This window comes from Streptomyces sp. NPDC005485 (assembly GCF_040606085.1).
Taxonomy (GTDB): Bacteria; Actinomycetota; Actinomycetes; order Streptomycetales; family Streptomycetaceae; genus Streptomyces.
Genome location: NZ_JBEXDZ010000254.1, coordinates 1 through 8,682 on the forward strand (window position 1 = coordinate 1; position 8,682 = coordinate 8,682).

Sequence of the window (8,682 nt, forward strand, 5' to 3'; positions counted from 1 at the left end):
TCGGCAAGCAGATGGCAGAGCGCGGTCAGGGCGGCCACATCGTCAACACGGCATCGGCGGCGGCGTACCAGCCCTCCAAGGCGCTTCCCGCGGCCGTACGATCAACAATCCGAACTCAGAACCAACTCAGAAGAACACCGACCGCCGCTGCACCAGGAGCTTGTAGAGCGTGTGCTGGATCTGTTCCCTGACCTGGTCCGTCAGGTTGAACATCAGCATCGGGTCCTCCGCCGCCTCCGGCGGATAACCGTCCGTCAGGATCGGCTCGCCGAACTGGATCGTCCACTTGGTGGGAAGCGGCACCGCGCCGAGCGGGCCCAGCCACGGGAACGTCGGAGTGATCGGGAAATACGGGAAACCGAGAAGGCGGGCCAGCGTCTTCGCGTTGCCGATCATCGGGTAGATCTCCTCCGCGCCGACGATCGAGCACGGAATGATCGGGGTGCCCGCGCGCAGCGCGGTGGAGACGAAGCCGCCGCGGCCGAAGCGCTGGAGCTTGTAGCGCTCGCTGAAGGGCTTGCCCACGCCCTTGAAACCCTCCGGCATCACTCCGACCAGCTCGCCCCCCTCCAGCAGCCGTTGGGCGTCCTCGGCGCAGGCCAGTGTGTGGCCGAGCTTGCGGGCCAGTTCGTTGACCCCCGGCAGCATGAAGACCAGGTCGGCCGCGAGAAGGCGGAGGTGGCGGCCCTCGGGGTGGTTGTCATGGACCGCGACCTGCATCATCAGGCCGTCCAGCGGGAGCGTGCCCGAATGGTTGGCGACGATCAGGGCGCCGCCCTCGGACGGGATGTTCTCGATGCCCTTCACTTCGACCCGGAAGTACTTCTCGTAGAACGGGCGCAGCAGGGACATCAGGACCTGGTCGGTGAGCTCGGCGTCGTAGCCGAAGTCGTCGATCTCGTAGTCCCCGGTCAAACGCCGGCGCAGGAACGACAGGCCCCCGGCGATACGCCGCTCCAGCCCGCCGCCGTCCTGCGGCTTCGGCAGCGGTTGTTCCTCTCGCGTCACGGGAACATCATCCTGCCGCAACGCCCGATCGGGCAGCGGCTGGACCTCACGAACCACCGCGGGCTCGCCCTTGCGCCGGCTCCCCGCGCCCCGGCGCCGCGGCGGCCGCTGCACGGCGCCTCCACGGGACCGGTCGTCGTCGAACGGAAGGACCTTGGCATCCGCCATCGTTGATGCGCTCCTCAGTTGGCGCTCTGCGTCGGGGGGTGGCCGCCGCCCAGGTAGGGCAGCGCGGCGAGCCGGTCGACGGCCCCCGCGAGGGCCTCCGGAGGCAGGAGTCCGGGCCCCCGGCTGCGGGCGAAGTCCGCGAAGGTCTCCGCCGTCGTGTACTTCGGCTTGTAGCCCAGCGTCTCGCGCATCTGGTTCGTCGACACGACCCGGCCGTGCGTCAACAGCCGCAGCTGCTCCGGCGAGAAGTCCGTCACCCCCAGCGTACGCACCGCCGTCCCCACCCAGGTGAGCGCGGGCAGGAGCAGCGGCACCGTGGGCCGGCCGAGCCGCCGCGCGCACTGCGACAGCAGCAGAACGCCGTCACCGGCGATGTTGAACGTGCCGCTGTTGAGCGTCCCCCGCTCCGGTTCGTGCGAGGCGAGGCGCAGCACCTCGATCACGTCGTCCTCGTGCACGAACTGCAGCCGCGGGTCGTAGCCCAGGACGGTCGGCAGGACCGGCAGCGAGAAGTACGAGGCGAGCGGCGAGTCCGCGCTCGGCCCCAGGATGTTCGCGAAGCGCAGCACGCACACGGCCACGTCGGGCCTGCGGCGCGCGAACCCGCGGACGTACCCCTCGACCTCCACCGTGTCCTTCGCGAAGCCGCCGCTGGGCAGCGACTTGGGCGGAGTGGTCTCGGTGAAGACGGCGGGGTCGCGGGGCGCCGAGCCGTAGACGTTCGTACTGGACTTCACGACGAGCCGCTTCACCGTCGGCGACTTCTGACACGCACCCAGCAGCTGCATGGTGCCGATGACGTTGGTCTCCTTGACCGTGGTCCGGCTGCCACTGCCCAGCGCCGTGCCCGTCACGTCCATGTGCACGACCGTGTCCACGGAGTGCTCGGCGAGCACGCGCGCGATGGCGGGCTGCCGGATGTCGGCCTGGACGAACTCGGCACCGCCCAGGTGGTGCTCGGATGGCACCGCGTCCACGGCGATCACCCGGTCGACCTGCGGGTCACGCTGGATCCGTCGTACGAACCGGCCCCCCAGCTGACGGGCCACTCCGGTCACGAGCACGACCTTCCCCAAGATCAGCGCCTTCCTTCCAGACGTCGTCGCGCCTTCGCACAGCTGTCGCACAGCTCTGCCCGTACGTGCCGTGTTCCCCGTGTCCGGTCAACCTAGCGGGTTGTTGTTGCGCTGTGATGACCGCCCGATGCACGAAGTGACGACAGCCACAGACGTACGATCGGACCAAGCCAATCGCATCACATGCGTACGAACAGTACCGACGTGGCCGGAAAATGGCTGTGGCCCCCCACCGGTGGTGGGGGGCCACAGCCATACGCTCTCGCAGCGTCGCGTCGCTTACTTCTTGTTGCGACGCTGAACGCGCGTGCGCTTCAGCAGCTTGCGGTGCTTCTTCTTCGCCATCCGCTTGCGCCGCTTCTTGATAACAGAGCCCACGACTACCCTCGCTCACTTCTCTTTACTCGGTGCTGGGCTGCATGGGCCCACACGACCTATGAGGGGCCAGCCTACCGGTCCGAGCGCCGAGGTCGTAATCGAGGGGATCCGGGGGGTCCCGGAGGGCCTCGCAGGGCCTCCGGGACACCGCCGGAACAGCGTCAGGCTGTCTCCACCCCCACGTAACTCTCGCGGAGGTACTCGTGAACCGCTTGCTCCGGCACCCGGAAGGACCTCCCCACCCGGATCGCCGGCAGATGACCGCTGTGCACCAAGCGGTACACGGTCATCTTCGACACTCGCATCACCGAGGCGACTTCCGCCACGGTAAGGAACTGAACCTCGTTCAGAGGCCTCTCGCCAGCTGCAGCCATGACACACCTGAACCTTCCGCACTCGACGGTCACCGGCTTCCCCTTCCGGTGACTCTTCGTCGTTGCGTGCTCACTCCCCAATGTAGGGGCGGGTGATGCGAGTGGGGAAGAGGGGATGCCATCGGCCGCCTACTGTGACAGACACGCTCGATTGAGTACATAGCGAGTAAGCGGTCGGTAGTAATCAGACCGCACAGCGTCATCAAGCGGAACGACGACGGACACCCGCCCCTCTGCCTCTCCCACGAAGAGCGCCGGATCGTCCGTGTCCGCCAGCCCCATCGCCTCGAACCCCAGCTGACCTGCCCCGCAGACCCATCCGTGGTCCCCGATGACCAGTTCCGGGAGCGGCCCGCCGGCCTCCGCGGCGGCCGCCAGAACCGTGCGAACCGGGAGGGGTGAGTGGGTGTGCGCGCCGGTCGCACCACCGGGGGCGCACGGACCGGGTTCGCGTACCAGCGCGACACCTTGTACGTAGTCAAGGTTGTACGTGCGTAGGCCGAACCGGGTCGTTATGTCGACAGAGCAACCCTGCGCGGGGGTGAGGACGGTACATCCCGCCGCCGACAGAGCGTCCGCGAGAGCGGCGTAGAAACCGATCAGCCGGTGCGGATGGCCGGTGCCGAGGAGCACGGGGCTCCTGTCCTGCGCCGCTTTGCCGAGACGCTCCGCGAAGGCGTTGAGCGCTTCCAGGGTTCGCTCCGGATCAATCACATCATGACCAGAAGTGTGCCCAGGATCGGCCGAGACCCCGCACTTGTACGACATCAACTCGATCAGATCCCGCTGCCGCCATGTCCATTCGGGATCAAGTCCGATCATCACGCGTGGGTCGCGCGCCGCGAAGAGCCGATAGCTGCGCAGGCTCTCCTCCCGCGACGTGGCCACGGGCCCGGCCAGCCGGGCAGCCAGCAAATGCGCACGCAACGCTCCACTACTCAACACCCCAGCGATGCTGACGCATCGATTCCTCACGCATGCCCAAAACACGGGAAACGCCCCACCGTTGGCGTAATCGTGCGACCCTCGCCGACCGCCGTGACACGACGGTGAAACGCGGTGACAGGACAGTGACAAAAGCGACCACAACTAACGCCGGGGCTCCCCTGTCTCACAACACGTAAGCCAACGCGGCGAGTTGACCATCGCCGCACAGACCACAGTCATCACAGGGGGAACACCATGAAGCTGTCCCGTCGCACCACGACCGCCGCCGCCCTCGCCGTCCTGGCCCTCGGTGGCACCCTCGCCGCCACCACCCCGGCGACCGCCGCCACCACCGCTGCCGGCGCCTACAACGGCGCCTGCGGCGAGGGCTACCGGGTCACCGCGTCCACGCCGATCAAGTCCTCGCCGACCAAGGTCATCGGCACCACGTACATCACGTGGAACACCGGCGCCCAGCGACTGTGCGCCGTGACCGTCCGCAACACCCCGGGGGCCAAGGTGTTCATGGAAGTCACCCTCGACACCTTCCCCGACAGCACCACCACGGCCAAGGACTCCGGCTACTTCACCACGTACGCCGGCCCTGTCTACAAGGACAAGCCCGCGGCCGGCGAGTGCCTGACCTGGAGCGGCTCGATCGACATCTACTACAACGGCGACACCAGCATCTGCGACTGACCCGCCGCCGCACCCGCACCGCCGTAGCCGGACCCAAGAGGCCCGGCTACGGCAGCAGTCCCCGCAGCGGGAAGGCGGCCCGGCGCGCGGCCACGACCGCCTGGTCGAGCCGGTCCGCCGGGTCGTACCCCGACTCCCAGTCCTTCCACGACACCGGCCACCGGCCGTCCGTCATCCGCGTCGGCGCCAACTGCCGCGTCCGCGCGAACACTTCCTGCCGCCAGCCCTCGGGAATCACGGTCTCCGGCTCGACCGGCCGCCCCGCCGCGATGGCCACAAGATGCGTCCAGGACCGCGGTACGACGTCCACCACCGCGTAGCCGCCACCGCCCAACGCGACCCAGCGCCCGTCGGCGTACTCGTGCGCGAGGTCGTGACACGCCATCTGCACCGCCCGCTGCGCGTCCAACGACACCGCCAGATGCGCCAGCGGATCCTCGAAATGCGTGTCGGCGCCGTGCTGTGTGACCAGCACCTGAGGCCGGAAGTCGGCGATCAGCTCCGGTACGACGGCGTGGAAGGCCCGCAGCCACCCGGCGTCCCCGGTCCCGGCGGGCAGCGCCACGTTCACCGCGCTCCCCTCCGCGCAGTCCGCGCCGGTCTCCTCGGGCCACCCGGTCTGCGGGAACAGCGTCCGCGGATGCTCGTGCAGGGAGACCGTCAGGACCCGCGGATCCTCCCAGAAGGCGGCCTGCACCCCGTCGCCGTGATGGACGTCCACATCCACGTACGCGACGCGCTCGGCGCCCAGTTCGAGCAGCCGGGCGATGGCGAGCGAGGCGTCGTTGTAGATGCAGAACCCAGAGGCGCCGCCGGGCATGGCATGGTGCAGCCCGCCCGAGAAGTTCACCGCGTGCAATGCCTCCCCACGCCACACCGCCTCCGCCGCGCCCACCGACTGCCCGGCGATCAGCGCGGAGACCTCGTGCATCCCGGCGAAGGCGGGGTCGTCCATCGTCCCCAGCCCGTACGCCCCGTCCGCGGCGTCCGGATCCGCGGACGCGGCCTTCACCGCCTCGACGTAGTCCTCGCGGTGCACCAGCCGCAGCGTCGACTCCCCGGCGGGCTTCGCCGAGACGACCTCGACCTCCCGGTCCAGCCCGAACGCGTCGACCAGGCGCCGGGTCAGCGCCAGCCGGACCGGATCCATCGGGTGGTCCGGACCGAAGTCATACCCCGTTACTGCCTCGTCCCACATCAGCTGTGCGCGGCCGCTCATGCCCGCCACCGTATCGGTCCGACCCGGAAGCGAACGAGCGGGCGTACCCCAGGGTCACCAGCACCAACACCATGGGCACGAGCATCGCGCCCCGATAACTCCACGCATCCCCCAGCGCCCCGACCAGAGGCGAACCGATCAAGAAACCCACATAGTTGAACACGTTGAGTCGCGCGATGGCCGTATCCGAAGCCCCCGGGAAGAGCCGGCCGGCCGCCGCGAAGGTCTGCGGCACCAGCACGCACAGTCCCAGCCCCAGCAGCGTGAACCCGAGCATCCCCACCCACGCGCCCGGCGCCACCGCCACCACCGCGAACCCCACCGCCGCCACGACCGCCCCCAGCCGCACCACCGCCACGGCCCCGAACCGCCGCACCCCGAAGTCCCCGATGGCCCGCCCGAGCAACGTCGTCACCATGTAGACGTTGTACGGAACAGTCGCCAGCTGCTCCGAACTGCCCAGCACGTCCTGCAGATACTTCGCACTCCAGTTGGAGACGGTCGAGTCCCCGATGTACGCGAAGGTCATCACCAGGCACAGCGGCAGCAGCAGCTTGAACACCACGGGCCCGGCATCGGCCGCCTCCCGCGCCTCCTCCTCGCCCGGGACACCCGCGTCGACATACCAACGGCTCGCCACGAGCGCGGCCGGCAGCAGCACCAGTACCACCGGCAGATACAGCACGACGAGCGAGAGATGCCAGTGGGCCCCGACCCAGGCGAGCGACGCCCCCAGGATCCCGCCCAGGCTGTACACGGCGTGGAAACCGAGCATGATGCTGCGCCCGTACCCCCGCTGCAGGCTCACCCCGAGCATGTTCATCGAGGCGTCCAGACCCCCCACCGCCAGCCCGAAGGCCCCCAGCGCCACGGCCACCTCGACCAGTTGGTCGCCGGACCCGACACCGAGCAGCGCGAGCAGCACGACCGGCTGCGCCCACCGCAGTACACGGCTGGGCGGCACCCTCTTCACCAGCTGCTCGGTGCAGACACTGCCGACGCCGGCCAGGACCGGCACTGCGGCGAGGAAGGCGGGCAGGAGCGCGTCGGATATCCCGTACCGGTCCTGGATCGCGGGAATGCGCGTCACGAGCAGCGCGAAGGTGGCGCCCTGCACAAAGAAGCTGAACGCCAAAGAGGCCCTACCGCGCCGCAGCACATCTGTCATGGCGGCGAGCGTAGGGCCCCGGCGTACTCGTGGGTAGATCCAGCCAAAGATGAATTCTCTTCACCTTTGGCCGGCTGCTCCGCGCGGCTTCGTCAGGCGGCGACGGCGACCGCGGGCTCCGCCGTCGCGGCTGCGGCTTCGCTGTCCTTCACCTCGGCGGCGAGGATGCCCTCCATCGGCCCGGCGGCGAGACCGCCGCTGACGAGGAAGGTGACCGCCATGACGCCGATCATGATGACCCCGCCGAGCCAGATCATGGTGTCCACGGGGATGGTGTACGCGCCCACGATCCGGGCGATGCATTCGGCGAGCAGCGCCACGCCCCAGACCACGGAGAAGGTGCGCTCCTTGCGTCGGAAGTCCGCCGAGCCGGACGCGGCGCCCGACGCCAGCCGCTGCCAGGCGGCCTCCTTGGCCGCGTCGCCCTTCACCAGGAAGGGCTTCAGGCCCGCGGTCATCATCGGGCGGCCGAGCGCCACGGAGATCAGGATGCCGATGCCGACCGTGCTGCTGACCCCGCTGTCCTTGGCGAGCATCAGCCGCGGGTCGCCGGACACGAAGCTGAGCAGCAGCCCGACGACGTTCACGATGAGGATGAGAAGCGCGAGTCCGTTGGTCGTCCGCTCCTTGACCGCGGTCCACGCGGTCCGCAGGGCCGGCACCACGCTGCTCCAGGCGAGCGCCGCGAAGGTGCTCATCCCGAAGCCGTCCTTGAACAGGTAGTACGACCCGAGCGGAACCGCCACGTCCACGATCAGCGGCGCGAAGTTGTTCTTCATGCTCTGGCCCTGGGAACCGGTGTTCATCGTCTTCGTCGTCATGCCCTTAGCTTCGCCGCCGGGACGGGTCGGCCAGTAGAAACGATCGTCCGGAGCTCCGCATGACAAATGTCAGCATGGTGACACCGCACCAGGTCATACGAGCAGGTCAGCCAACTCCCCCATGTCGGAGAAGAGTTGGGTGGCCTGAGCGAGCCTCGTCGGTGGCGTCATGGCGGTGAACCCGTAGACGTCCATCCCGGCCGCCACGGCCGCCTGTACGCCCAGCGGGCTGTCCTCCACGACCACACACCGCTCCGGTGCCACACCCATCCGCTCGGCCGCGTACAGGAACAGATCCGGCGCCGGCTTCCCCCGCCCGACGTCCTGCGAACTGAAGATCCTGGTCTCCTCGAACCACTGGTCGAGCCCGGTCGTCCGGTGCCCCACCCGGATCCGCTCATGGCTCCCGGAGGACGCCACGCAGTACGGCACCTCGTCCGCGGCCAGTTTCTCCAGTACGCCCGTGATCCCGGCCACCGGCTGCAACTCTCGCTCGAACGCGGCGAACACGCGAGAGTGGAAGGTGTCGTCGAAGTCGTCCGGCAGCCGCTGTCCCGTGCGCTCCAGGACCAGCTCGTGGATGCGGTGCATCGCGGACCCCATGTAGTCCCGGATGGAGTCCTCGTACGACGTCGGGTGCCCGAGTTCGGAGAGGTACACGGCGAGGAGCCGGTTGGAGATCGGCTCGCTGTCGACGAGGACGCCGTCGTTGTCGAAGATAACCAGGTCGTAGCGCATGACTTCGACCCTAAACGCAGAAAACCCCCGCACCAAAGGTGCGGGGGTTTTCTTTAAAAGGAGTTCGGCGGCGTCCTACTCTCCCACAGGGTCCCCCCTGCAGTAC

At 68.7% G+C, this 8,682-nt stretch carries 10 protein-coding genes; 1 reads left to right on the top strand and 9 read right to left on the bottom strand.

Features of this window, described 5'->3' with window-relative positions:
* Positions 1-126: 126 nt before the first annotated feature.
* The 5 genes from ABZS97_RS42290 to ABZS97_RS42310 form a co-directional block, all read right to left on the bottom strand.
* A complete protein-coding gene (locus tag ABZS97_RS42290) occupies positions 127-1,176 on the bottom strand; it encodes a lysophospholipid acyltransferase family protein (protein ID WP_356148654.1) in 1,050 nt (349 codons plus the stop codon).
* Between the two features lie 14 nt (positions 1,177-1,190).
* Positions 1,191-2,252, bottom strand: coding sequence for an NAD-dependent epimerase/dehydratase family protein (locus tag ABZS97_RS42295; RefSeq protein WP_356148659.1), 1,062 nt, complete (start codon positions 2,250-2,252; stop codon positions 1,191-1,193).
* A gap of 279 nt (positions 2,253-2,531) precedes the next feature.
* The gene (locus tag ABZS97_RS42300) at positions 2,532-2,630 is read right to left on the bottom strand and encodes an AURKAIP1/COX24 domain-containing protein (protein ID WP_003948845.1); all 99 of its coding nucleotides are present in this window, start codon (positions 2,628-2,630) and stop codon (positions 2,532-2,534) included.
* Between the two features lie 161 nt (positions 2,631-2,791).
* Positions 2,792-3,004 carry a helix-turn-helix domain-containing protein gene (locus tag ABZS97_RS42305; RefSeq protein WP_004984898.1) on the bottom strand — a complete coding sequence of 71 codons (213 nt, stop codon included), beginning with the start codon at positions 3,002-3,004 and terminating at the stop codon, positions 2,792-2,794.
* Positions 3,005-3,133: 129 nt separating this feature from the next.
* Entirely contained in the window at positions 3,134-3,949 is an 816-nt protein-coding gene (locus tag ABZS97_RS42310) for a phosphatase (RefSeq protein WP_356148679.1), read from the bottom strand.
* A gap of 237 nt (positions 3,950-4,186) precedes the next feature.
* On the opposite strand from ABZS97_RS42310, the gene ABZS97_RS42315 reads away from it, so the two are divergent.
* Positions 4,187-4,630, top strand: coding sequence for a hypothetical protein (locus ABZS97_RS42315; RefSeq protein ID WP_356148663.1), 444 nt, complete (start codon positions 4,187-4,189; stop codon positions 4,628-4,630).
* A 46-nt stretch (positions 4,631-4,676) separates the two neighbouring features.
* Here ABZS97_RS42315 and ABZS97_RS42320 read toward each other — a convergent pair whose 3' ends face one another.
* The 4 genes from ABZS97_RS42320 to ABZS97_RS42335 all read right to left on the bottom strand — a co-directional run bounded on the left by ABZS97_RS42320 (position 4,677) and on the right by ABZS97_RS42335 (position 8,576).
* Complete coding sequence (locus ABZS97_RS42320; RefSeq protein WP_356148665.1) at positions 4,677-5,849, bottom strand: acetoin utilization protein AcuC; 1,173 nt, start codon at positions 5,847-5,849, stop codon at positions 4,677-4,679.
* On the bottom strand, positions 5,800-7,017 hold the full coding sequence (locus ABZS97_RS42325; protein WP_356148668.1) for an MFS transporter: 1,218 nt from the start codon (positions 7,015-7,017) through the stop codon (positions 5,800-5,802). Before ABZS97_RS42325 ends, ABZS97_RS42320 begins: the two co-directional genes overlap by 50 nt.
* A 92-nt stretch (positions 7,018-7,109) precedes the next feature.
* Positions 7,110-7,838: a VC0807 family protein gene (locus tag ABZS97_RS42330; protein WP_356148670.1), complete on the bottom strand. Its 729-nt coding sequence runs from the start codon at positions 7,836-7,838 to the stop codon at positions 7,110-7,112.
* A 93-nt stretch (positions 7,839-7,931) separates the two neighbouring features.
* Positions 7,932-8,576 carry an HAD family hydrolase gene (locus ABZS97_RS42335; RefSeq protein ID WP_356148672.1) on the bottom strand — a complete coding sequence of 215 codons (645 nt, stop codon included), beginning with the start codon at positions 8,574-8,576 and terminating at the stop codon, positions 7,932-7,934.
* Between the last annotated feature and the right edge of the window lie 106 nt (positions 8,577-8,682).